We start from the raw sequence: 24,523 nt of genomic DNA, 5'->3' as shown, positions 1-24,523 counted from the left end.
GCCTTGCACCGCGGTTGGATTTGTTTGGCGATCAGACATCGATCACGCTCCGCGCAGTCGGCGGTTGTGCTGCCGGATCAAGGACGCGAACGCACCTCCGAGCAGCAGGAGGCCGATGGCTGAAAATGCAAAGACCGTGCTTGACGACATGGCGTCGACAACCCACGCGGCGAGCAGGACTCCAAGCGACTGACCGAAAAACAGAACGCAAGCAAACAGCGAGACTGCCGTACCGCGCACGGCCGGAGCCATTTGGGTCGCATGCGTCTGCAGCGTGTTGTGCATGGCGTAGAAGCCGAACCCTGCAAGCAGGCACGCGGGAAGCGTCCACTGCCAGGATGGCGAAAAGGCGATCGTCCCGAACGCGATGCCGAGGCAGACGCCCCCGATGGTCGCCAGACCGGTTTCGCCGAATCGTCGAAGCAGCGTGCGCGCGCACCGGCTGTAGAAAAGGCCTCCGATGCCGTAGAGCGCGACGACGGCCCCTGCTGTTGGCATCGACAGATTGAACGAAGCGTGCAGGTGGGAAGGAATGAAGGCAAGCGCGCTGAACGCCAGCGCCCCTTCGATGCAAGTGACGAGCAATACCGTCCTTGCCCATGGCTGAGCGAGCACGTCCAGAACCCGGCGAGGCACGCTTCCCATATCTCCCGGTGCAGGTGTCGCAAAGCCGCGCGCACGCTTGGCAAGCATCGCTCCGCTGATCAGGAAGATCGCCGCGAGCATGACGAACGCCGCTCTCCAGCTCAACTTCTCAGCGACAAGGCCGCCGAGCCACTGGCCGCAGATCATTCCGAACACCGTCGCGCCGAGCAGTTTGGCCAACACCTCCTGGCGACCTTCGTAGGCCACGCTGTCGCCGATCCAGGCCATCGTCAACGGGATGATTCCAGCTGCCGCTGCACCGGACAGAATGCGACTGACGACCAGCCAGTCCAACGTGGGTGAAAGCGCCGCCGCCGCGCTTCCGATCGTGCAAGCCAGCGTCGCAAAACCAATGACGCGCACTTTGCCGTATCGATCCCCGAGCGGTCCATAGAACAGCTGCAGAACCCCATAGGCCAACGCAAAGCCGGAGATCGTCCGCGCACCTTGACCCGTCGTTGCCGAGAACTCCGCTGTCAGCGACGGAAGCATGGCGTCGCAAATTCGCATCGAAGCCATGCTCGCGAAGGCGCATGCTCCCAGCAGCCAAAGCGTTCGGGAATCGAGGGGACGGACGCTCAACGTCGAGTCGCTCTGCACTGCGGACACTTTCATACTGCCAGACCGGGTCCAGGCATCAGGTTCGCTTCGGTCGCCTCCATCACCTCTCGGACGGACACCCCAGGGGCCGTCTCCAGCAGGACGAGGCCGTTCTCGGTGGGTCGGATCACCGCCAGTTCCGTGACGATCAACTCGACGCGGCGCACCGAAGTGATTGGAAGTGTGCAGCGTGGAACGATCTTGGAACCGGTCCTGGAACGGTGCGTCATCGCCACGATGACCCGGCGGGCGCCGGTCACCAGATCCATCGCGCCGCCCATGCCTGGAATCATGAAACCCGGCACCATCCAGTTCGCCAGCCGGCCAAGTTCATCGACCTCGAGACCGCCCAGCACGGTGAGGTCGAGGTGGCCTCCCCGGATCATCCCGAAGGAGAAAGCCGAGTCGAAAGCACAGGCGCCGGGCAAGGCGCCGACGGGGCGTCCCCCGGCGTCGGTGAGATTGATGTCTTCGAATCCCTCGCCTGGCAGCGGGCTCATGCCGATGATGCCGTTCTCCGAGTGGAAGAAGACGTGGATCGACGGCGCCAGGTACTGCGCGACGAGGGTTGGCAGGCCGATGCCGAGGTTCACGCGATCCCCATCCTTGAGTTCCCTGGCAACCCGCCGGGCAATGATTTCTTTCTCGTTCATGCGGCACGCTCCTTCCCCACAAGCACATGAACGAGAACGCCTGGCGTGATCACGGCGTCCGGACTGATCATTCCGACGGGAACGATGCTTTCTGCCTCGGCGATGGTCGTCGTGGCCGCCATCGCCATCAACGGGTTGAAGTTCCTCGCAGTGAGCGAATATTCCAGGTTGCCGTAGTAGTCGGCTTTCCTTGCGCAGATGAAGGAGAAGTCAGCCTTCAGGGCCGTCTCCAGAAGGTAGTTGGAGCCGTCGACTTCAAGGGTTCGCTTGCCTTCTGCGACAAGAGTGCCGACACCCGTAGGCGTCAAGATGCCGCCGAGCCCGAAACCGCCAGCGCGTATGCGTTCGGCCAGCGTGCCTTGAGGCACGAGTTCCACCTCGAGCCGGCCCTCAAGCATGAGTTGCTGTGTCGTCGCGTTCGTCCCGATGTGGCTCGCAATGAGCCTCTTCACGAGTCCTGCATCGATGAGACGCCCCACACCTACGCCTGGCCTGGCAGAGTCGTTGCTGATCAGCGTCAGCTTGCCCCTCCGCTGGCGAACCATTTCATCGATGAGGCGCACAGGACTGCCGACCCCCATGAACCCACCGATCATCACCACCGCCCCCTCCGGGACCATGGCGACCGCCTGATTGAGCGGGACGGGCTTTTTCACGAGACCACCACAGTCCCGGAACACTCGTCCAGGCCAATGCGCACTGCGCCCGGGCGTTCGCACCAGCCACGCAGGGTCAACGTGACGCCGTCTTCCAGGAAGGAGCGCCGCTCACCGTTGGGCAGTGAGTTACCCCGGCGGAATCTTCCGAAGGGCAGGTTCTGAATCGGAAAGTCTCCGCCCGCCTCGTTGGCCGAAGAAACCCAGCTCTTGGGCCTTGGGTCGTGTGTGCCGTTGCTTTCGCACATATCGTTCACGATGGGCGGGCGAAGGCGTCAGCCTTCCAGCGTCTTCCACATCTCGACGTCGCGCTCGGCGGTCCAGATGCGCGGATCGGTGTACTGGGTCACCTCGTCGTAGCAGCGCGTGACGTCGAACGGCATGCAGTGGTCGAAGATGACCCAGTGGCCGTACTTGGGCTTCAACGCCGCGAACGTATCCTTGTAGACGGAATTCAGGTCCTTGCCGCCGTTGACGCCCTTTTGAACGTTAGCGTACACATCCGAAACGAATTCGCGTGTTTCATCGAGGCCCTTGGACACCTCCTCGGGTGTAGTCAGCGCAGCACCGCGGCCGGGCACCAGCGCCTTGGGCTTGAGCGCAGCGACGTTCTCAAGCGTCTTGGGCCAATCCTTGAAATAGGCATCGCCCGCATAGGGCGTGGCGCCGAATTCGACCAGGTCGCCCGACAGCAGCGCGCCCTCGCCAGGGAGCCAAACGACCGTGTCGCCCTTCGTGTGGCCGCGGCCGAGTTGCAGCAGTTGCACTTCGAGCTTGCCGAGCCACAGCGTCATCTTTCCTGTGAAGGTCATGGTGGGCCAGGTCATGCCAGGTGGCACGGTCTCGACACCTGCGAACAAGCGTGGAAAGCGGCCGATCTCGCTGGCCTTGTCCTGCTCGCCTCGTTCGACAATGAGGTCGTACGTATCCTGGCTCGCAAGAATGTGCTGCGCACCGTACGCGCTGGCACCCAGCACGCGCACCGCGTGGTAGTGCGTCAGCACGACGTACTTGATCGGCTTGTCGGTCACTTCACGAATGCGACGGATGACATCCGCCGCCATGGCCGGCGTGGCTTGCGTATCGGCGACCAGCACGGCGTCGTCGCCGATGATGATGCCGGTGTTCGGGTCGCCTTCAGCCGTGTACGCCCAGGCGTGCTCGGAGATCTGGCTGAAGGTGACATTCTTTTCTTCCAGGTCGGCCTGGCTCGCGAACTTTTTGGTTTCGGTCATGGGGTACTCCTTGTGTGGACGGTTCAATCGAGTCAGTGCGTGCCGAGGTAGGCAGCCTTGACCTTGGGATCGTTGAGGAGCGCGCGACCTGTGCCCTCCGCGGTGATGTGCCCTGTTTCGAGCACGTAGGCTCGATCGGCCACGCCAAGCGCCTGCTTGGCCATCTGTTCGACCAGCAGGATGGTCAGGCCGGCCTCGCGCAGTTGGCGAATGGCATTGAAGATGTCCTTGATGATCAAGGGCGCCAGGCCGAGCGAGGGTTCATCGAGCAGCAACAGGCGAGGGTCACTCATCAGTGCACGGGAGATCGCCAGCATCTGCTGTTCACCGCCGGACAAGGTTCCGGACAACTGGTCCTGGCGCTCCCGCAGCCGCGGAAACCTCTTGAATTCGCGCTCGATGGCGGCTGCCGTGGCGCCTGGGTCGCTCTTTCGCGAATAAGCACCCAGCATCAGGTTTTCGCGCACCGTCTGATCCGCGAACACGCCGCGCCCTTCCGGGGACATCGCGACACCAAGGCCCACACGCTGATGGGATGCAACGTTCGTGATGTCCTTGCCATCGAGCTGGATGCGACCTTCAGTGACGCGTTCCAGCCCGCAGATGCTCTTGAGCAAGGTGCTCTTTCCGGCGCCATTGGCGCCGATGATGGTCACCACTTCGCCCTTGCGCACTTCGATGCTCACGCCCTTGACGGCCTGGATCGCGCCGTAGGCCACCTTGACTGATTCGAGTTTCAGCATGATCGACTTTCTGGTTCAGGCTGCGCAGAGCGCTTCTTCGGGCTCGTCGACGCCCAGATAGGCTTCGACAACTCGGGGGTTGGCCTGCACCTCGGCGGGCTTGCCCTCGGCGATCTTGATGCCGTAGTCGAGCACGATGACGTGGTCCGAGATCGACATGACGAGATCCATGTGGTGCTCGACCATCAATATGCTCACGCCGCACTTGCCGATGCGCAGCAGCAACTGACCCAACTCGGCGGTCTCCTGCGGGTTGAGGCCTGCGGCAGGTTCATCGAGCAGAAGAAGCTGCGGTTCGGTCGCCAGTGCCCGTGCGAGTTCGACGCGGCGTTGGAGGCCGTACGGCAGGCTTCCCGCCGGGTGGTGCGCCAGATGCAGCAAGTCCACGAGATCCAGCAACTGCAGAGCGCGGGCCCTCGTCTCGGCCTCTTGCTTCTTCGCACCCGGCAGATGGAACAGGGACGCGAGGAAGCCGTTCGTCATTCGGCTGTGACGACCCAGCATGACGTTGTCGAGCACCGACAGTTCCGCGAAGAGACGCAGGTTCTGGAAGGTACGCCCCATGCCCATGCAGCAGATCGAGTGCACAGGCCGGCCGGAGACTTCCTGGCCAAGGAACTGGATCGAGCCCTCGGTCGGATCGATCAAGCCGGTCAACATGTTGATCATCGTGCTCTTTCCGGCGCCGTTCGGCCCGATCAGCGCATGGATGTGACCCCGTTGCAGCCGGAACGAAACGTTCTGGGCTGGCTTCACGCCGCCAAAGTTCTTGGTGACGCCCTGCACCACCAGCAACTCGCCTTGGCCCTCCGGGCCGATGCGGGTGGGAGCGGCAGACGTCTTCGATTTCTCCGGCGCCTCGGCTGAACGCCGGAACCATTTCGAGAACAGCCCCGTCACCCCGCCCGGCATCACGTAGAGCGCAAACAGCAGCAGGAAGCCGTACAGGAAATGTTGCGCCGAAGGCCAGCGTGCCAGGGCCGCATCGACCGCTGTCAGGATGACGGTGCCGACCAGCGGCCCATATTGGGACCCGGCTCCGCCAAACAGCACCAGCAACAGGATGAAGATCGAGAGGTGGAAGGTGATGAAGTCGGAGTTGATGTACTGGTTCTGTTGGGCGACCAGCGCACCCGCGATGCCGCAGGTGACAGCCGCAACGACGAATGCGATGACCTTGGCGCGATAGACGCGAACGCCCACCGAGGACGAGGCAATCTCGTCAGCCTGCAGCGACAGCAGCGCGCGACCGAACCGGCCCTGCAGGAGATTGCGCAACAAGAGGTGAGTCACGGCGCACAGGCCGATGCCAAGCCAGACCCATTGCAGCGACGTCAACGGTTGCCCATCCCAGGTCAACGCCTTGATGCCGTAGATCCCCTGCGCGCCGCCGAACACATCGGTCCATTCGCCCACGAGTTTTTCCACGACGATGCCGAATGCCAGCGTCACCATTGCAAGGTACGGACCCTTGACCCGCAATGACGGCAACGCGATGAGGACGCCACAAACCGCGGAGATGCCAGCCGCAACCACAAGTGCGAGCCATGGGTTCATTTCGGTACGCGTCGTCAGCAACGCCACCGCATAGGCTCCGGCAGCGAAGAGCCCCGCCTGGCCCAGCGACTTCTGCCCCGCATAGCCCACCAGCACGTTCATGCCCGCAGCGCAGAGGTAGTAGACGCACATCATGAAGACGATGCGCAGGTAGTAGTCGTTTCCGAAAAGGGACGTGATGCCGATCAGCGCGGCGGAAGCGAGCACGACGCCCAGGAGATGTTGACTGCGCTTCATACCTTCTCCACCAGTTTCTTGCCGAACAGTCCGGTCGGACGGAACGCGAGGACCAGAATCACCAGTCCGAAGACGGCCACCTCGCGCCACTGGGCCTGCCACAGGTTGACCAGCGATTCGAAGACACCGAGAACGAAGCCGCCAATGACGCAGCCTCGGGGATTGCTCAGGCCGCCGATCATGGCGCCGGAGAAGCCTTTGAGGCCGACCGTCAGGCCCATGAAGAGCGAGGCTTGCGCGATCGGCGCGAGCAGGAAGCCGGAGAGACCGGCGAGCCCCGAACTGATCACGAAGGCGCCGATCATCACTGCGTTGGTGTTGATGCCCATGAGGCTGGCGACATTGCCATTGGCTGCCACTGCGCGCATGGCCTTGCCCACCATCGTTCGATTCATGACGAAATCGAAGCCGATCATGATGACAACGGCGACAGCCAGCGTCAGGAGTTCCTGAGGGCGGACGCCGACACCGAGCAGTCGGATCACCGTATCGCCTACCGGCCCGGGTACCACCACCGGCTTGGGCCCCCAGATGGCCAGGCCGATGCTCTGCAGGATGACGCCGAAGCCCAGGGTGCTCATGACCCAGGCCATGCCGGGTCGCCCGGCAAAGGGCCGCACACCAATCGCATAGAGGAGCCATCCGAGAAGGCCCATCGCACCGAGCGCCGCTGAAAGTGCCAGCAGTTGAGCGCCGGCGCCGGGAAGTGCCTGGCCGAATGTGGTCGAGGTCACTGGAAGACCCAGGACCAGGAAGAGCGCGCTCATGCCGATGAATGCGCCTGCCGAGACGAACTCCCCATGGGAGAAGTTCAGTGTCTTGGTTGTCGTGAATGTGATGCTGAAACCCAGGGCGACCAGCGCGTAGGCACCGCCCACGGCCAAGCCACTGAGAATCGCTTGCAAGAGCGCCTCAACCATAGTTGCCTCCGAGATGATTGCCCGGGCCGCGGGATGCGGCCCGGATACGCGTGTCGCGTTACTGCTTGAAGTCCGCGCCAGCCAATGCGCCGACGATCGGGTCCGAGTAGGGCAGCAGCTTGCCGTCCTTCCAGCGAATCCACACCAGGTCCTTGGCCGTCAGGGCTTCGTGATTGGTCTTGCTGAATGGCTTGTCGTAGGTCTTGAGCAGCCCTTGAACAGGGGCCTTCAGATCCTCCAGTGCGACACGAACGGCCGGTCCATCAAAGCTGTTGGCCTGCCTGGCAGCGGCTGCATAGAGCATGACCGAGTCGTAGCCGTGCAGCGCGAAGGAGAAGGAGCCTGGTGCCTTGAGCTTGGGGCCGACGCGATCGAACAGCTTTTGCTGGCCGGGCGTGCGCGTCTCGCTGACCGTGCGCATGAAGATGGGCTTCTCTGCCAACGTCTTGCCTGCCGCGTCATAGAAGGTGATGTTGTCTGCCGCCCACGAGGACAGGACCAGCGGGAAGTAGTTGATCTTCTCCATGCTGCGAACCAGCTGGGCGATCGGGGTTCCCTGTGCCCAAACCACCACGGTGTCGACGCCCGCGGACTTCAGCTTGCTCAACTGGGAGGTCATGTCCGTATCGCCGACGCCAAAGCGCTCGATCGCGGCGATCTTGATGTCCTGCACCTTGGCGAGTTCTTCCATGTCCTTCAGGCCGCCCTGCCCGTAGCCCGTGGTCTCAGCCATCAAGCCCACGACTTTTGACTTGTCCGCATTCTTCTTGACGTACGCCATGAGGGCGGCGACCTGCTCGCGGTCCACCATCGAGACACGGAACATGTAGTTGTCGGCGCCCGGGCTCATCGGCTTGGTGATGTCAGTGCCCGAACCCACGTTGCCGATGACCGGAATCTTCTTCTGGTTGGCGATGTGCTTCCAGGCCATGGCATTGCCGGAATTGGTCGGGCCGAACACGGCGGAGACCTTTTCGTTGTCGACCAGTTCACTCATGTTCTGGATCGACTTCGGGGGGGCCGAAGTGTCGTCCCGGGTGACGAGCGCCAACTTCTTGCCGAGGACGCCGCCAGCAGCATTGATGTCGGCAATCGCCGCCTCCATGCCAAGCACTGCGGCCTGGCCGCTTTGCGCGGAGGGAGAGGCTGACAGATCGCCGTTGTAGCCCAGCTTGACGTCTTGAGCGCTTGCAGCCGCAGTGGCTGCAACAAGGCTCGCGGCAAGCGCGGCTCTCTTCAGGAACTTGGGAATGCTCATGGCTGTCTCCGGTTTCTTGAGAACTCAGTGAGTTCAGGGGGTTGCGAACAAGGAATAGGGGTTGCGAATCAGGAGGCGAGAAAGCCGCCGTCAACGGGAAGCGTCACGCCTGTGACGTAGGTGGCCATGCGCGATGCCAGGAACACCACAGGGCCGACCAGTTCTTCTGGCTGCCCGACACGCGCCATCGGCGTGCGCAACATGAACTTGTCGAGGCGCTCCGGCGCTTCCCGCGTGTAAGAGGTCATCGGTGTCTCGATGACACCGGGCGCGATCGCGTTGACGCGGACACCGTCTTTTGCCAGCTCCACAGCCAGCGCTTGAGTCATGAGCTTGACCGCGCCCTTGGACGGGGAGTAGCCCACGACATTGGGAATCCCGGTGCTCGAGGCGATGGACCCCACGTTGATGATCACGCCCCTGGTTTCCCTCAGCGCATCCAGCCACGCATGCGTTGGAAGAAAGGTACCCATCACGTTCACATTCAGCGTTCGCTCAAGGTTCGACGCGACCTCCGGGCTGTCCAGGCCTTCGCGAATGATGATGCCGGCGTTGTTCACCAGGATGTCGATGTTTCCGACTTCGTTGGCCACGGTGAGCGCCAGTGCCTGGCATGCGTCGCGCGAGGTCACGTCCAGCTTGTATGCGACCGCCTTCCCACCCGCAGCGTTGATCTCGGCGGCAACTGCCTTGGCGTTTTCATCGTTCAAGTCGGTCACGACGACCTGGGCGCCCGCTTTGGCCAGGCCCTTGGCGATGGCTTTGCCGTTGCCCTGCCCCGCGCCGGTCACCAGCGCGATGCGTCCGCCAAGGACTTGAGGCGCCATCAGTTCAGAGATTTCCATTTGTCTGTTCTCGTTGGTTTGGGGGAATCAAGCCGCGTGGACACGCTGGCGTGGGGCGACCAACTGCACGACATCGGCGGCAGCAGGTCGCTTCGTCTGCTTTGCAAGCGCGTTGCCGACGATGTAGCCGAAGGTCAGCGCCGGGCCGAGCGTGATGCCGGCCCCGGGATAGTTGCCGCCCATGATGCTGGCGGCGTCATTGCCGACGGCATAGAGTCCCTTGACCGGTTGCCGTGCCTGCGTGAGGACCTGGCAGGAGTCATCGGTCAGCAGACCAGCGAAGGTGCCGATCTCGCCGACAACAATCTTGATCGCGTAGAAGGGGCCCTGACGAACGGGCGCCATGCATGGGTTCGGCGTGACGAGGGAGTCGCCTTGGAAGCGGTTGTAGGCGGTGCTGCCCTTGCCGAACTTGGTGTCGACGCCCTTGGCTGCGTCACGATTGAAGGATTCGACCTCCTCTTGCAGCGCCGGATAGGGCACGCCGATCGCTTTGGCCAGCTCCTGCAGGCTGTTGCCCTTCTTGAGATAGCCGTTCTTCAGATGCTTGCCGATGGGCAACGGGAACGGAGCCACTGCCCCAAGCCCGTATTCGCGCAGATGCTTGTGGTCGCAGATGAGCCAGCAAGTGACCTCTGGCATGCCCTTGCAGGCCTTCACCAGGTCCTGGATGAAATCGTGATACGACAGTGCCTCGTTGGTGAAGCGGCGGCCCTTGGGTGTGACCGCAATCGCGCCCGGCTTGGCACGGTCGATGAAATGAGGCATGACGCCCTCGGAGCCATCCTTGCGCTTCGTCACCGAGGTCGGGCACCAGGCGGCGGCGTTGGGGATCGTGGGGTCGACCCAGCCGCCCACGGATTCACCCAGGCGCAGACCGTCTCCGGTATTCAGTGCCGGCGAGGGCGTGAAGTGTTCGTGGCCGGTCGGCGCGTGCGGGAACAGTTGCTTGCGACGCTCCACGTCATAGGGAAACCCACCGCACGCCAGGACCACGCCACGGCGCACGCGGATCTCACGGGGCTTGCCATCCTGCACGACGGTCGCTCCAACGACAGCATCACCTTCCACGATGAGCGACTTCACCGGCGAGTTCAGCCATACCGGAACATTGAGTTCCATCGCAGCCTTGGCGAGTCGGCCAGCCAGCGCGTTGCCGTTGGTCAGCGTCATCCCGCGGCCGTACCTCACCACATCGAGCAGGTGTCCGCCAAAACGCTTCGCGACGTACCAGAAGGACTCGAATGACTTGAAGGCGCGCAGGAAGTGCCACAGTTCCTTGCCGGAGCCCAGCATCATTCCGAATACGGTCAGCTCGGGCACGGGCGGCGCGAGTTGGGCGATGCGGCCGCCCAGTTCTCGCCCGTCGAACGGACGGGTCACCATGGACCGGCCGCCCGGTTGGCCTCCAGGCGCTTCAGCGTGGTAGTCGGGAAATTCCGGCGGCATGTCGAACTGCACGCATGTGTTCTCAGTGAAGAAGTCGAAGGCTTTCGGGCCGTTCTCGATGAAGGCGTCGACGCGCGCGGCATCGAAATGCGTGGTGGCCTCGTGCTCCAGATAAGCGCGGGCGGCGCCAGGGGCTTCGTTGATGCCCTGCGCTTTTGCGAGCTTGGTGCCGGGGATCCACAGCCAACCACCCGAGCGTGCGGTGGTGCCACCGAAGACCGGCGCCTTGTCGACGACCAGCACCTTGAGGCCCTGGTAGGCCGCGGTGACCGCCGCCGACATGCCAGACGCGCCAGTGCCGACCACCAGAACGTCGTACTCCGTTTCCTGCTTACCCATTGACCGTTACTCCTGAAAGTGGGGGTCATCTGTCGACCCGATGACGTTAGTATGGTGCTAACGCATCTTTCATACACTAATGGTTTACCCTAGACTAATGAAGTTGTTAGAATCTAAGTGTTAGGAGACGCGCATGGCCGAACTTGAAAACGAAGGCAGTGAATCGGGTTCCGAGAAGGAGCGCAGAGGCATCCAGTCCATTGAAGCTGGCGGCCAATTGCTACTTGCACTTGGGGCTCAGGGTCGACCCATGCCCTTGAGGGAACTCGCCAAGGCCGCTGACATGGCGCCTGGGAAAGCCCACCCCTATCTGGTGAGCTTCGCCAAGCTGGGGCTGGTGACGCAGGAGGCTTCGACGGGCTACTACTGGCTCGGCCCGACCGCCATGCAACTTGGCCTGGTCACGCTCAGGATGCTCAATCCTGTTCGCGAGGCCACGCCCTTCGCGGAACAGTTGGCAAGGGAGACCGGGCACAGCGTTGCGCTGTCGGTCTGGGGCAATCAAGGGCCCACGATCGTTTATCTCTTTGACGCGATCTATCCGCTTCACACCAACATCCGCACGGGCACCGTGATGTCGTTGGCGGGCACGGCAACGGGCCGCCTGTTCGCCGCCTATCTGCCCGCCAAGCTGATCGAGGAATCGCTGCTCGAAGACGAGCGGCGACTCGGGCCGGACATTGCCACGCCTACCGAGCGAGGCGATTTCCAGGGAATGTTGAACGAGGTGCGCAAACACGGTGTGTCTCGCTCCATCAACAACCCCACACCGGGCGTCAGCTCCTTTGCCGCACCTGTCTTCGACTACTCAGGAAATATCGTTTTGGGCATCACGCTCATGGGCCGCTCACGATCTTTCGATACGGACTGGACCGGTTTGCAGGCAAAGGCTGCAAAGGCATGTGGCGTCGAAGTCTCCAAGCGCCTCGGTCATCAAACGCTGCGCGCCGGTTGAGTGCTTGCCAGCGCTCGCCTTCGTCGCCCAAGGGCAGGTAGAGCGGGCGGCTGGTCAGTGAGGTGGTCAGGTGATGACGCTGATCTGCCAAGGAACAAATTCGTTCTGGCCATAGCCATGCACTTCGCTGCGTGATGGCCGACCCGACGCCGTGTCGAGCAGGAGCTGGAACAACTCAGCGCCGAGTTCCTGTATCGACTTCGTGCCGTCCAGGACCTGGCCGCAATTCAGGTCCATGTCGTCCGCCTGCCTGTCCATCAATGCCGTATTGGTCGCCAGCTTGACTGAAGGCGACGGCGCGCAGCCGTAGGCCGAGCCTCTTCCGGTGGTGAAGCAGATCAGATTGGCGCCGCCTGCGACCTGCCCCGTGGCCGATATGGGGTCGTAGCCGGGCGTGTCCATGAAGACCAGGCCCCGTGCCCTGACGGGCTGCGCGTATTCGTAGACCTCGGTGAGCTTGGTGGATCCACCCTTTGCGATTCCTCCAAGCGATTTCTCGAGCACCGTCGTCAGGCCACCGGCCTTGTTGCCGGCAGAGGGGTTGTTGTTCATCTGCGCGCCGTTGCGCCCGCAATAGTCCTCCCACCAGCGAATGCGGGAGACGAGCTTTCGGCCGATCTCGACAGTTTCAGCCCGTCGCGTCAGCAGATGTTCGGCGCCATAGATTTCGGGTGTTTCCGAGAGGATGGCCGTTCCGCCATGCGCGACCAGCAGATCCACCGCCGCGCCCAGTACAGGATTCGCCGAAATACCGGAGTAGCCGTCCGAGCCCCCGCATTGCAGCCCGATGACCAGGTGGCTGACTGGCACGCTTTGACGTCGCACATGGTCGGCTTGCAGCAGCATTTCCTTGACCAGTTCAATGCCGCGGGCGATCGCCTTCGTCGTGCCGCCTGCATCCTGGATCGTGAACGAGCGCAACGTCCCCGAATCGCTCAATCCTTGCGTGGCCAGCAGCTTCGGAACTTGATTGGTCTCGCAGCCCAGGCCGATGACGAGCACCCCCCCGAAATTGGGATGGCACGCGTAGCCGCCGAGCGTTCGTTGCAGGATCTGTAGGCCCTCGCCAGCGGAGTCGATGCCGCAACCGGTGCCGTGTGTCAGCGCGACAACTCCGTCGACATTCGGAAATGCCGCCAGCGCGTCGGGATGAATATCGCGTCGGAAGTGGTCCGCAATCGCGCGCGCAACCGTGGCCGCGCAGTTGACGGAGGTCAGGATGCCGATGTAGTTGCGCGTTGCCACTCGGCCGTCCTCGCGCACGATGCCCTCGAAAGTGGCAGGCTGCGCCGCTGGCACCGTCTCGCGAATCTCTACCCCATAGGCATAGTCGCGCTCGAACTCGCCCATCTCCAGGTTGTGCGAGTGCACGTGCTGGCCGGGCCGGATCGGCTGGCTCGCAAAGCCGATGATTTGACCGTAGCGCCGCACTGCCGCACCCGCTTGTATGGCACGCGTCGCCATCTTGTGGCCCGGCGGTATCAGGCCCGAGACCGTGGTGTTCTCGGAAGCGATGCGCGTTCCCGAAACCAGCTGGTCCAGCGAGATGACAACGTCGTCATCGGGATGCAGGCGGATCACGCGTGCACCAACAGTTGCATCGTCGAGGGCGCTCGCTGCTGTCATGCAAGCACCTCGCGCGCACCTTGTTCGGCAAGCGCCGTGCGCAGCCGTGGTTGGGCGAGTCCGCACTGCAACTTGTCGGCAAGCGCCACGATGGGGGCGAAGCGCCGCAGCTTCTTTTGCGCATGGTTCTGCGCAATGTCGGCGAGGCGGTGGTTCAGAAAGGGGTTGAGCAACCGCTCCCTCAGCTCGACGAGGTAGGTCTCGGCTTCGCCACGCTGCCCCAATGCTTCGAACACCGGCAGCACTTCCTCGGCCCAGAATGACTCGAGTTCCGCCCGGCTCGCGGCGTCATTCATGGCTTGCTGCACCGTCTCGTCCTGGGGCCGGCCCTGCTCCAACCAGCGATCGGCGAGAAAGGTGTGCCCCGCGTTCAGCAAGAACAACTTCAACCGCTCGAATCGCTCGAGGTCGTCAGTCAGCACGATGTGCTCGTGCGCGCAGGGCAGCATCAACCCACGCTGCCGCTCTATGGCCCAAAGCGCATAGGGTTCGGCAACTGCACCGACCGGATGCAATGCTTCCGACACGATGCGATCCACCAGCGAATTCGCCCAGACACAATGCTCGCCCAGCCAGTCGATGAAGCTCGCGTCCAGCTTCCACCGCGCAGCCAGTGCGTGCACGACATCGCGCAGGACATCGCCATTGCGCTCGATGAGCTCGCAAGGAAAGATCGAGATGTCGGCGGCAGGGATCGCGCGCCAACGATGGTGGAGCAGCACCAGCAGCTTGGCCGGGAAGCTTCGCGGTGCATGAAGCGTGTCACCGATGAGCTCAGGCCCATCCAGATCGTCCAGTTGATAGCCCCGATCGGCGGTGTTGGAAACAATCACGTGCACGTCGGTCGCAACGGCATCGCGTAGCGCGGACCAGTCGGCATCCGCTTGCATCGCCTGTCGCACAGAGCGGCAGGTAACGGTCTCGTCGATCCGCTCGCCACTCCTGATGCCGCGAATGCGGACCGGGTAGCCATCGCCGGATGCAAGGGCTGCCACCCGCTCGGCGCTGGCCGGATTGTTGGTTGTCTGAACGACCAGGATGCCGCCGATGGCCTTGCCGGCCTCGCCTCGATCGAGTGCCTGCGAAACGAAGAGGTCGACGTGCGCCTGAAGGAAGCGGCTGGTGCCGAACTGAAGGATGGCTTGGCCCATGATGCTCAGCACTCCACGATGGCTTTGACGACGCCGCGGGCGGGATCCAGCAGGCTCTTGAAGTCGGCAGGCACGTCGGACAGCGCCAGTCGGTGCGTGTTGAGCGCCGCATCAGGGATCTGGCCGGCGCGCATGGCGGTCAGCACCGTCTCGAAGTCCTCGGTCGTCGCGTTGCGGCTGCCGACCAGCGTGGTTTCGCGCTTGTGGAACTCAGGATCCGAAAAGCTGATCGTCGCGCCGACGACCGAGATCAGCACGTAGGTGCCGCCATGTGCGACGAACTTGAAGCCGCGTTCCATTGCCTTCGGATTGCCGGTCGCGTCGAACACGACATCGAAGTACTCGTTGTCGGTGAGGGCTGCAAGCTGCGATTCATCGTCCGGGCCGATCTGCACGCTGGCGGCCATCGCCAACTGGGCCGTGCAGAAGTCGAGACGGTCGCGCCTCGTGTCGAGCGCGGTAACCTGCGCACCCCGCAACTTGGAAAAGATCATGGCCGCCATGCCGATCGGTCCGGCGCCGACAACCAGGACCCGCTGCCCGGCGCGCACCGCACCGCGCCGCACCGCATGGGCGCCGATTGCCAGGAACTCGACCATCGCGGCCTGATCGAGCGACACGCCTTCGGCCTTGTGCACGAAGGCCTGCGGGATGGTCAGGTATTCGGTGAACGCGCCATCACGGTGGACGCCCAGGACCTGGATGCTGACGCAGCAGTTCGTCTTGCCCTGTCGGCATGCGACGCACTTGCCGCAGGACAAGTAAGGCATGACGTAGACCGAATCGCCTGGCGCCAGATGACTGTTCGCCGGGGCTTCCTCGATGACGCCGGAGAGTTCATGCCCCATGACGCGCGGGTAGTTGAGATAGGGCTGGTTGCCGGTGAAGATGTGCAGATCGGTGCCACAGACCCCGACGCGCTTCACGCGCAGCAGAACTTCGCCGTCACCGCGCAGCGGCATCGGCCGGTCTTCGGCGCGCAATGTGCCGGGGGTTTCGCAGATCACAGTCAGCATGACAATTCCTTGAGTGTTGGACTGGACGCTTCAACCGTGGAAGCGCTTGTAGATGGCGGCGAGCTTGCCGTTCTCGGTGTTGTTGCCGACCCACTGGTTGATCCACGCTTGCAGCTTGGTTTCACCCTTGCGCACGCCGATCCCGAGCGGGAAGCTCTTCATCACGAACTTGGTCTCTACGCCGAGCGCCGGCACCTTCTCCGCGACGGTCTTCACGATCGCAGGCGAGGTGGCGAATATTTCAACTTGCCCGCTGGCCACCGCGGTGACGAGCGTGCTGTCGTCATCGAAGCGGACGATCTGCGCGCCTTTGGCGCCCTCGGTCGCCAGTCGGTCGTTGGTGGTGCCGCGGGCAGTGGCAACCTTCTTGCCGGACAGGTCGGCAAAGTCCTTGACGGCGACGGCCTTGGGCGCGGCAACGACTGCCTGGATCTGCGCATAGGGCGCCGAGAAGTCGATGACCTTTTCGCGCTCCGGCGTGACCGATAGCGATGAGATCACCACGTCCGCCTTTCCGGTCTGCAGGAACGGAATCCGGTTGGCGCCTGTCGTCGGGACGATCTCGAGTTCGACGCCCAGATCCTTGGCCAGCAGGCGCGCGGTTTCCACGTCGGAGCCTGTCGGGTTCATTGACGCATCGTTGGTGCCGAACGGCGGCGAGCCGAGGTCGATGGCGACGCGAATCTTTTTCGCCGCACGCACGTCGTCGAGTTGGTCTGCCCGGGCAACGCCCGCAACGGCTACGAGGGCAAGGCTGGCACACAGGCCGCGCAGGAAAGTGGAACGCTGGATCATGGGAGTCTCTCTTTCGGATGGAATGGAGGAAATGGGGTGATGGCCACCTGGGTGGCATAGCTCGAGGGGTGACCGCCTCGGTACGTGTTCTGGCATGGCGGCCGCCTCAGAGCCCGCTGCCGACGAAGTTGCGTAGTTCCTCGGTCTTGGGTGCGTCGAGCATCTCGCCGGGGCCTTCTTCCCAAACGGTGCCGCGGTGCATGAAGATGATCTTGTCGGCGACCTTGCGAGCGAAGGCCATCTCGTGCGTGACGAGGACCATGGTCATGCCATCCGCTGCAAGTTTTTCCATCACGCGCAGCACCTCGCCCGTCAGTTCCGGGTCGAGTGCGGAGGTCACTTCGTCGAACAGCATCAGCTGCGGTGACATTGCGAGCGACCGGGCGATGGCGACACGTTGCTGTTGGCCTCCCGAAAGCTGAGACGGATAGGAGTCCGCCTTGTCCGCGAGGCCCACTTGGGCCAGCACGGCGTGGGCGCGTTCGCGGACTTCGGCCCGCTTGCCCTTGAGAACGATGCGCGGGGCCAGCATGACGTTCTGCTCGACCGTCATGTGCGGGAACAGGTTGTAGCTCTGGAACACGATGCCCACATCGCGCCGCAGCTTCTGCAGGTCCAGCTTGGGCGATGTGATTTCATGTCCGCAGACGTCGATGCGACCGTCGCTGACCGTCTCGAGCCGGTCGATGCAGCGCAGGGCCGTGGTCTTCCCGGAGCCGCTGCGTCCGATGATCGCGACCACCGTACCCTTGTCGACGGTGAAGGACACGTCGTTCAGCACCTTGTTCGTGCCGAAGCTCTTCGTGATGGACTGAACATTAACGATGGGCGACATTGAATTTCCTTTCGAGGCGCCGGCTCATCACCGACAAGGGGTAGCACAGGGCGAAGTACAACGCGCCGACGAGCACGAAGATGACGAAGGGCTGGAAGGTGGCGTTGTTGATCACCTGCCCGGCGCGGGCGAGTTCGACGAATCCGATGGCGGAGGCCAGCGAGGTGTTCTTGACGATCTGGACCATGAAGCCAACGGTTGGAGGCGTCGCGATCTTCATGGCCTGGGGCAGGATGACGTGGCTCAGTCGCTGTCCCCAGTTGAGCGCCAGGCACTCGGCGGCTTCGGCCTGGGTTCGAGGCACTGATTCAATGCAGCCGCGCCAGATTTCGCCGAGATACGCCGAGACATAGATGCTCAAGCCCAAGGCGGCGGCGCTCAGTGGCTTGATGTTGAAGCCCAGCGTCGGCAAGCCGAAGTAGGCGAGAGACAGCAAGACCAGCAGAGGCGTGCCCTGGATCAGCTTGATATAGAGCATCACGATCTGGCGGGTGAAGTTCGGCCCGTAGACGCGAGCGATCGCCACCACGAAGCCCAGGATTCCGCCGCCGGCGAAGGCCAACAGAGTCAGAACGACAGTCCACGCCAAGCCGCTGAGAAGGAACTGGAGTTGGGGGAAAGACAAGAGGGTCATGGCTTCTCTCCTTAGACGGTCGTGCCGAGCCGACGGCGGCGAGGGAAGGCAACGTAGCTCGCGCACCAGAAGACCAGGCGCATCACCAGCGAGAGCACCAGGTAGGCCGCTGCGACAAGCAAATAGGTTTCCACCGAGCGGAAGGTTTCGGACTGGATGCGATTGGCGACCGCCGTCAATTCTTCGGTGGAAATTTGCGAGGTGATCGACGAAGCGAGCATCAGCAACACGTACTGGCTGGTGAGGGCCGGGTAGACCCGCTCGATGGCCGGCGGCAGCACCACGTGAGTCAGTAGTTGGCGCCGCGTGAGGCCCAGGCACTCAGCCGCCTCCAATTGCCCCTTGGGGATCGATTCGATGCCCGCACGGACGATCTCCGATGTGTACGCACCGACATTGATCACCAGCGCCGCAGTTGCAGCGGTGAACGCATCGACTTTCAGGCCAACGGTTGCGAGCCCGAAGTACACGATGAAGATCTGTACGAGCAAAGGCGTGTTGCGAATCGTCTCCACGTAGAACGTGGTCAGTCGCGCCAGCCATGCAACGCGGCCTTTGCCTGCGATGGCGCAGAACACGCCAAGCAAGAAGCCGAACACAGTCGCAGCCAGCGACAACCCCAGGGTTGTTCCGGCAGCGGCCAACAGTTCTGGCCAGTAGGCCAGCGGGGCGCTGAAGTCAAAGTCGTATCTCATGTCTCCTGTCCTGGTTCAGTAGGGATGTGCACCTCGAAGGCCAGATGGCTTGCCAGACGCCGTGGCCTGACCAAATCCGCTTCCTTCCCGCCTCCACAGGACTAAAAGCGCGCTGTGTTGGTAAGGCCACTTTACCTATAAAGGCAAATTGGCCTTACCGTGTTTACCCTCGGGTGCCTCGAAATGGCGGTCCTTTGCGGTCCAATTAACCCGTGCGCGGGGCCTCTGGCGTGGATAAAAGCCCGGCAATGCAAGGGGTACACTTGAATTCCTCCACTTGGTAAGGCCACTTCTCCAACACCTCGGGGACTCCAAGCGTCAGGATCTTTGAACCAAGGGCAACAACGTGATCGCTCAGCTCAAACCAATCGACAACCGGCGGCTCTATCAGCAGATCGCCGATCAGATTCGAGGCCTCATCAGGGAAGGCGGATTCGCCGAGGGATCGCGGTTGCCACCGGAGCGCGACCTGGCCCAGCAATTAGGTGTTTCGCGTCCTTCTGTCCGTGAGGCGTTGATTGCGCTCGAAATCGAAGGAAGCGTTGAAGTGCGTATGGGAGCCGGCGTCTATGTCTGCGCCGCGTCGGAGCGCGCCAGCCAAACCACTACGTCGTTAGGGGAGAGCCCGATCGAACTGATGCAGGCACGCTCGGCGCTCGAAGGCTGCGTGATTGCGCTGGCGTGTGGTCTGTCAACGCCTGAAGGAATCGCAACCGTATCGACGGCTCTGGAGGAGATGCGCGCTGCCATCGAAGAAAATCGCTCGCCCTTGAAAGAGGACCGCGCATTTCACCTGGCCATCGCCGCAATGACAGGCAACTCGGTGCTGGAGCGTCTGGTCAGGGAATTGTTCGACGAGCGCCACAGCCCTATCGCCTCCCAACTCCGTGTACGTTCGGAAAGCAGCGAAACCTGGATGGAGGCGTTGCGCGAGCATGAGGCTATCTTGCGGGCACTGGAAAGACGGGATGTGATTGCAGCGCAGACCTCCATGCGCTCGCACCTCCAGGCGTCACAAGACCGCTGGGTTGCATCTCGGCGGGAGTGGTCCTGATAGAGAGGTTGGGGAGCTGCCATCGCCCGCGCCAGAACTCGTCGCTTCGGTGGACGATCGAGCCAGTCGGCAAGAATCTCAACACGAGCAACGGGCAATTGCGGCATCGGTAGACGTCGCACCGATCCTTGCTGTCATTGCTTCTGTGTACTCGTTTTGTATTCTCAGGATTCGAGTGCATCACGGCACGCGGCCACGCGGCACAGCCAGCCGCGGAGACACTGAGGGCGTCGCTTTGGGCTTCATCGCTGAAAAGATCGGCCCCTTGATCGCACCGGGCACATCCAGCGGCATGTACGCAATCGCCTCGGCTTCCTTTGGCTCCAGCCCGAATCCCACCAGCACGCTGCGCAGGATGTGCTCCGGATGGTGGCTTTGCGTCGGCTCGGTCAGCATGGTTTCGATACCGTAGAAGATCGAGCCCAGCATGATGTCGCGGGCCACGATCACACTGTCGATGTGGATGCGCTTGCTCTTTCGAGCCGTCTCGAGGTCGCGTGACAGGTAGACGTCGATGAGCTGCCCGCGCGTGGCAATGCGCGTACCGACGCGCGTGATGAAGCTGCCCCACAGCGGATAGCGCATCGCCATCTGCATGTACATGCGCGTGCCGGCGGCCACGCGCGCGATCGGATCGTCGAGTTGCAGCACGATCGGGTCGACCACCTGCAGCACCTCGTCGCTCATGGCCGCGGCCAGCGCGAGCATCAGCTCGTTGGTGGTCCTGAAGTGGTTGTAGAAAGTGCCGCGCGCCACGCCCGCGGCGGCGATGAAGTCGTCGATGACGGCCGCGTCCGGGCCCTTCTCCGCGAAAACCGCCAGCGCGCTTTCCAGCAGCCGCAGCCTTGTCTTCTCGCGCCGCTGCGCTCCCACCCGCACGCGGTGGTCTTCTGGGGGTTGTTCGACTTGCTTGGTTGCCATGGCGCATGAGGGTACACGACGAAGACCGGCCCAAAACGGCGCATCCGCCCATAGGGAAAGCACCTACTATTTTGAACGCTTCGTCATCTTGACGTTTTTGTCATAACGACTAAAGTTCGTTTTAGACAAACAGTCTAAATCCAAATCAACCAAGAGGCACAACATGAAATTGCTACGTCACGGCCCCGCAGGGGCAGAAAAGCCCGGCGCACTCGATGCCGACGGCAGGATCCGCGACCTGTCCCTGCTGGTCCCCGACTTCACGCCCGAGTGGATGTCGCCGGCCAAGCTGCAGGCGCTGACCGCCATCGACCTGTCGAAGCTGCCGATGGTGGCCGAAGGCACGCGACTCGGCGCCCCCGTCACCGGCGTGCGCCAGTTCGTCGCCATCGGCCTGAACTACCGCAAGCATGCGGAAGAGTCGGGACTGGAGATCCCCAAGGAGCCGGTGGTCTTCACCAAGGCGCTGACCTCGCTCGCCGGCCCCGACGACGATGTCGAGCTGCCAGAGGGCTCGGTCGCCGGCGACTGGGAAATCGAACTCGGCTTCGTCATCGGCACGCAGTGCAAGAAGGTGTCGGTGGCGGATGCGCTTGCTCACGTGGCGGGCTACTGCCTGGCCAACGACGTGTCGGAGCGCGACTGGCAGATCAAGCGCAATGGCCAATGGGGCAAGGGCAAGAGCTTCGACGGCTTCGGCCCGATCGGTCCGTGGCTGGTGACCAGCGACGAGCTGCCCGACCCGCAGAGCATCCCGCTCGAACTGGCCGTCAACGGCGAAGTGAAGCAGCAGAGCAACACGGCGGACATGATCTTCCCGGTGGCGGAAGTGGTGTCGTACCTGAGCCAGTTCATGACGCTGCTCCCCGGCGACGTGGTCATCACCGGCACCCCGCAGGGCGTGGGCCTGGGCATGAAGCCGACGCCGCAATTCCTGAAGCGCGGCGACGTGATGACGTTGAGCGCCGGCGTGCTGGGCACGCAGCGGCAACGGGTTGTCTGACCCGAAGCGAGAACCACCCGATCCCTCATCGACAACGCCGCGGATTCGCGGCGCGGGCGCAGCGTTGCCCGGACTTTCAAAGGAGACAACGATGACTGCAGCGACAAGCACACACGACAACGGCATCCTGGCGGTGCACTCGGTGGACGAATTCGTCTTCAGCGTGCCCGACCTGGAGAAGGCGCGCCACTTCTACACGGCCTTCGGGCTGGACGTGCGCGACGAAGGCGGGGCGCTCGCCCTCTACACCTACGGCAATCCGCACCGCTGGGCCCGCGTGCTCCAGGGCGGCGACGCCAAGCGTCTCGAATGGATCAGCCTGGGCATCCATGCTTGCGACGAAGCGCGCTTCAGGCAGCACCTGGCCGCGAAGCGCATCGCCACCATCCCCGCACCGGCGAATGCCGACGCGAGCGGCCTGTGGATCGCAGGGCACGATGCGATCCCGCTGCAACTGCGCGTGGCCACGAAGTCGTCGCCGTCGCAACCCGCGCCGCGCGAGTTCCCGCCAGCGAGCGCCAACGCCGGCCGCTCCCCGAGGCGCAGCGAGGTGCAGCCGACCCGGCCGCTCTACCTCTCGCACATCCTGCTGTTCAGCACCGACGTCGACGCGGCCCGCGCGTTCTACGAAGACGTGCTGGGCCTGCGCCTCTCCGACAAGTCCGGCTCGGTCATCGCCTTCCTGCACACGCCGCACGGCAGCGACCACCACCTGATCGCGCTCGCCAAGTCCAACGGCAGCGGCCTGCACCACAGCAGCTGGTGCGTGCCCTCGTTCGACGCCGTCGGCCAGGGCACGCAGCAGATGGCGGAGGCCGGCTACGAACAAGGCTGGGGCGTGGGGCGCCATGTGCTCGGCTCCAACTACTTCCGCTATGTGCGCGACCCCTGGGGCAGCTATGCGGAGTACTCCTTCGACATCGATTACGTCGAGGCCGGCAACACCTGGCCCGCGGCCGACCACCCGGGCGAGGACTCGCTCTATGTCTGGGGCCCATCGCTTCCCGAGGATTTCATCGTCAACCACGAAACGGCTGCCCGCTGAGCGCGCAGCACAAGGAGATCACCATGACCACCAGCGCAATTCCCTTCTACGACGTCGTGCAGATCGGCTACGGCCCGGTCAGCGAGATCATGGCCCTGTCCCTCGCCCGGCAAGGCCACAAGGTCGCCGTGTTCGAACGCTGGCGCGAGCGCTATGCGCTGCCGCGCGCCGTGTGCATCGACCACGAGCTCTACCGCGTGCTGTCCGCCCTGGGCATGAGCACGCAACTCCCCGCCGTGAGCCACGCCGGTCCGCACTACAAGTGGTTCAACGCCGAGTGGAAGGAGCTGCTCTCGATCGACTGGGAATCCGAATCGATCTCCGGCGGCCCCGAAGTCAACTTCGTGCACCAGCCGACGCTGGAGAAGATGTTCGAGGAGGTCGTGCAGGCCCGGCCCGAAGTCACGCTCAACCTGGGTTGGGAAGCCATCGAAGCCACGCAGACGGACGACTTCGCCCAGCTCGTCGTGCGCGACACCGAATCCGGCGAGACGCGCACCGTCCGCTGCAAATACCTGATCGGCGCAGACGGCGCCAACAGCCTCGTGCGCCAGGCCATAGGCTCCACGCAGGAAGACCGCGGGTTCGAAGCCGACTGGCTCGTGATCGACGTGCTGCCCAACGAGGGCGTGACGCTCGACATCCCGCCGGCGGCGCAGTACTGCAATCCGGTCCGCCCGACCACCATCGTGCCGGCCGGCATCAAGGACGGACGCTACTTCCGCCGCTGGGAGTTCATGCGCCTACCGCACGAGTCGCGCGAAGAACTCGAGCATGAGCATGTCGCGTGGGATCTTCTCGAACCATGGGTCAAGCGCGACCAGGCCACCATCGTGCGCCACAAGGTCTACACCTTCCGCTCGCTGCTTGCCGACACCTGGCGCAAGGGCCGCATGCTGATCGCCGGCGACGCCGCACACGTGATGCCGCCCTTCATGGGCCAGGGCATGTGCGCCGGCCTGCGCGACGACTGGAATCTCGCGTGGAAGCTCGACCTCATCCTCAAGGGCAAGGCCGACGACTCGCTGCTCGACACCTACCAGCCCGAGCGCCGCCCGCACGTCAGCGATGTGATCGACCTGTCGATGTTCCTCGGCAAGATCATCTGCATTCCCGATGCGACGCTGGCGGCCGAGCGCGACGAGGCCTTCTTCAGTGGCAAGGTGCCGCCGCCGCCCGCGTTCCCCTCGCTGACCGACGGCATCCTGCGCCGCGATGCGGACGGTGCGGTGCAGGCGCCCGCAGGCTTGCTGAGCCCCCACGGCACGGTGCGTTCAGGCGCCCGCCAGGGCCGTTTCGATGAAGTGGTGGGACTGGGCTTCGTGCTTCTCTCTCGCGACATCGCACCGTCCCTCGGCGCATCGCAGCGTTCGTTCCTCGATGCGATCGGCGCGAAGCGCGTGATCGTCAGTGACAAGGCCATGAACGGCACGTTGATCGATGCCGACCACAAGTACCTCCCGTACATGGAACGGCACGGCATCCAGACGATGCTGGTGCGCCCCGACTTCTACCTGTACGGCGCGGTCGCCAGCGCCGGCGATGTCAACGCACTCGTCGACGACCTGGCGGCCGACCTGCGGCGCCACGGCGTGGACGTGGTGACCGAGCAAGAACCGCAGGCGCTCGCCGCCTGAACGAAGCCGACAAACAGGA

At 63.3% G+C, this 24,523-nt stretch carries 23 protein-coding genes; 5 read left to right on the top strand and 18 right to left on the bottom strand.

Annotated elements, in window-relative coordinates:
• Positions 1-42 precede the first annotated feature (42 nt).
• The 10 genes from WKW80_RS24535 to WKW80_RS24490 all read right to left on the bottom strand — a co-directional run bounded on the left by WKW80_RS24535 (position 43) and on the right by WKW80_RS24490 (position 11,137).
• Positions 43-1,260, bottom strand: coding sequence for an MFS transporter (locus WKW80_RS24535; protein WP_422822955.1), 1,218 nt, complete (start codon positions 1,258-1,260; stop codon positions 43-45).
• Positions 1,257-1,898, bottom strand: a complete 642-nt coding sequence (locus WKW80_RS24530; RefSeq protein ID WP_340366182.1) for a 3-oxoacid CoA-transferase subunit B — start codon at positions 1,896-1,898, stop codon at positions 1,257-1,259. The genes WKW80_RS24535 and WKW80_RS24530 overlap by 4 nt, the downstream gene beginning before the upstream one ends.
• A complete protein-coding gene (locus WKW80_RS24525) occupies positions 1,895-2,578 on the bottom strand; it encodes a CoA transferase subunit A (protein WP_340366180.1) in 684 nt (227 codons plus the stop codon). The genes WKW80_RS24530 and WKW80_RS24525 overlap by 4 nt, the downstream gene beginning before the upstream one ends.
• 251 nt (positions 2,579-2,829) lie before the next feature.
• A complete protein-coding gene (locus WKW80_RS24520) occupies positions 2,830-3,789 on the bottom strand; it encodes an MBL fold metallo-hydrolase (RefSeq protein WP_340366179.1) in 960 nt (319 codons plus the stop codon).
• 32 nt (positions 3,790-3,821) lie between these two features.
• Complete coding sequence (locus tag WKW80_RS24515; RefSeq protein ID WP_340366178.1) at positions 3,822-4,532, bottom strand: ABC transporter ATP-binding protein; 711 nt, start codon at positions 4,530-4,532, stop codon at positions 3,822-3,824.
• 15 nt (positions 4,533-4,547) lie between these two features.
• On the bottom strand, positions 4,548-6,326 hold the full coding sequence (locus WKW80_RS24510) for a branched-chain amino acid ABC transporter ATP-binding protein/permease (RefSeq protein WP_340366177.1): 1,779 nt from the start codon (positions 6,324-6,326) through the stop codon (positions 4,548-4,550).
• Positions 6,323-7,246 carry a branched-chain amino acid ABC transporter permease gene (locus tag WKW80_RS24505; RefSeq protein WP_340366175.1) on the bottom strand — a complete coding sequence of 308 codons (924 nt, stop codon included), beginning with the start codon at positions 7,244-7,246 and terminating at the stop codon, positions 6,323-6,325. Before WKW80_RS24505 ends, WKW80_RS24510 begins: the two co-directional genes overlap by 4 nt.
• Before the next feature lie 58 nt (positions 7,247-7,304).
• Entirely contained in the window at positions 7,305-8,504 is a 1,200-nt protein-coding gene (locus WKW80_RS24500; RefSeq protein WP_340366174.1) for an ABC transporter substrate-binding protein, read from the bottom strand.
• Positions 8,505-8,572: 68 nt separating this feature from the next.
• Positions 8,573-9,349, bottom strand: coding sequence for an SDR family NAD(P)-dependent oxidoreductase (locus WKW80_RS24495; protein ID WP_340366173.1), 777 nt, complete (start codon positions 9,347-9,349; stop codon positions 8,573-8,575).
• A gap of 27 nt (positions 9,350-9,376) precedes the next feature.
• On the bottom strand, positions 9,377-11,137 hold the full coding sequence (locus tag WKW80_RS24490; protein ID WP_340366172.1) for an FAD-dependent oxidoreductase: 1,761 nt from the start codon (positions 11,135-11,137) through the stop codon (positions 9,377-9,379).
• A 133-nt stretch (positions 11,138-11,270) separates the two neighbouring features.
• Here WKW80_RS24490 and WKW80_RS24485 point away from each other — a divergent pair, with 133 nt between their 5' ends.
• On the top strand, positions 11,271-12,092 hold the full coding sequence (locus tag WKW80_RS24485) for an IclR family transcriptional regulator (RefSeq protein ID WP_340366171.1): 822 nt from the start codon (positions 11,271-11,273) through the stop codon (positions 12,090-12,092).
• 66 nt (positions 12,093-12,158) lie between these two features.
• On the opposite strand, the gene WKW80_RS24480 is transcribed toward WKW80_RS24485, so the two are convergent.
• The 7 genes from WKW80_RS24480 to WKW80_RS24450 all read right to left on the bottom strand — a co-directional run bounded on the left by WKW80_RS24480 (position 12,159) and on the right by WKW80_RS24450 (position 18,844).
• Positions 12,159-13,718, bottom strand: coding sequence for a UxaA family hydrolase (locus tag WKW80_RS24480; RefSeq protein ID WP_340366170.1), 1,560 nt, complete (start codon positions 13,716-13,718; stop codon positions 12,159-12,161).
• On the bottom strand, positions 13,715-14,869 hold the full coding sequence (locus tag WKW80_RS24475) for a mannitol dehydrogenase family protein (protein WP_340366169.1): 1,155 nt from the start codon (positions 14,867-14,869) through the stop codon (positions 13,715-13,717). Before WKW80_RS24475 ends, WKW80_RS24480 begins: the two co-directional genes overlap by 4 nt.
• Before the next feature lie 5 nt (positions 14,870-14,874).
• Entirely contained in the window at positions 14,875-15,885 is a 1,011-nt protein-coding gene (locus WKW80_RS24470; protein WP_340366168.1) for a zinc-binding alcohol dehydrogenase family protein, read from the bottom strand.
• 30 nt (positions 15,886-15,915) lie between these two features.
• Complete coding sequence (locus tag WKW80_RS24465; protein WP_340366166.1) at positions 15,916-16,680, bottom strand: transporter substrate-binding domain-containing protein; 765 nt, start codon at positions 16,678-16,680, stop codon at positions 15,916-15,918.
• A gap of 106 nt (positions 16,681-16,786) precedes the next feature.
• Positions 16,787-17,515 (bottom strand): amino acid ABC transporter ATP-binding protein, encoded by a 729-nt coding sequence (locus WKW80_RS24460; RefSeq protein WP_340366165.1) that lies wholly within the window; start codon positions 17,513-17,515, stop codon positions 16,787-16,789.
• Positions 17,499-18,149, bottom strand: coding sequence for an amino acid ABC transporter permease (locus WKW80_RS24455; protein WP_340366164.1), 651 nt, complete (start codon positions 18,147-18,149; stop codon positions 17,499-17,501). The genes WKW80_RS24460 and WKW80_RS24455 overlap by 17 nt, the downstream gene beginning before the upstream one ends.
• An 11-nt stretch (positions 18,150-18,160) precedes the next feature.
• The gene (locus tag WKW80_RS24450) at positions 18,161-18,844 is read right to left on the bottom strand and encodes an amino acid ABC transporter permease (RefSeq protein ID WP_340366163.1); all 684 of its coding nucleotides are present in this window, start codon (positions 18,842-18,844) and stop codon (positions 18,161-18,163) included.
• 346 nt (positions 18,845-19,190) lie between these two features.
• Here WKW80_RS24450 and WKW80_RS24445 point away from each other — a divergent pair, with 346 nt between their 5' ends.
• Positions 19,191-19,898, top strand: coding sequence for a FadR/GntR family transcriptional regulator (locus WKW80_RS24445; protein WP_340366162.1), 708 nt, complete (start codon positions 19,191-19,193; stop codon positions 19,896-19,898).
• A 180-nt stretch (positions 19,899-20,078) separates the two neighbouring features.
• Here WKW80_RS24445 and WKW80_RS24440 read toward each other — a convergent pair whose 3' ends face one another.
• Positions 20,079-20,819 (bottom strand): TetR/AcrR family transcriptional regulator, encoded by a 741-nt coding sequence (locus tag WKW80_RS24440; protein WP_340366161.1) that lies wholly within the window; start codon positions 20,817-20,819, stop codon positions 20,079-20,081.
• Between the two features lie 163 nt (positions 20,820-20,982).
• Here WKW80_RS24440 and WKW80_RS24435 point away from each other — a divergent pair, with 163 nt between their 5' ends.
• The 3 genes from WKW80_RS24435 (at position 20,983) to mhpA (ending at position 24,504) form a co-directional block, all read left to right on the top strand.
• On the top strand, positions 20,983-21,822 hold the full coding sequence (locus WKW80_RS24435; protein WP_340366160.1) for a fumarylacetoacetate hydrolase family protein: 840 nt from the start codon (positions 20,983-20,985) through the stop codon (positions 21,820-21,822).
• A gap of 91 nt (positions 21,823-21,913) precedes the next feature.
• On the top strand, positions 21,914-22,867 hold the full coding sequence (locus WKW80_RS24430; RefSeq protein ID WP_340366159.1) for a VOC family protein: 954 nt from the start codon (positions 21,914-21,916) through the stop codon (positions 22,865-22,867).
• A 23-nt stretch (positions 22,868-22,890) separates the two neighbouring features.
• Positions 22,891-24,504: a bifunctional 3-(3-hydroxy-phenyl)propionate/3-hydroxycinnamic acid hydroxylase MhpA gene (gene mhpA, locus WKW80_RS24425; RefSeq protein WP_340366158.1), complete on the top strand. Its 1,614-nt coding sequence runs from the start codon at positions 22,891-22,893 to the stop codon at positions 24,502-24,504.
• The last annotated feature ends 19 nt before the right edge of the window (positions 24,505-24,523 follow it).

The sequence above is a fragment of the Variovorax humicola genome (assembly GCF_037889915.1).
In the GTDB taxonomy this organism is placed as follows: domain Bacteria; phylum Pseudomonadota; class Gammaproteobacteria; order Burkholderiales; family Burkholderiaceae_C; genus Variovorax; species Variovorax humicola.
This window is presented reverse-complemented; position numbering and strand designations above follow the sequence as displayed.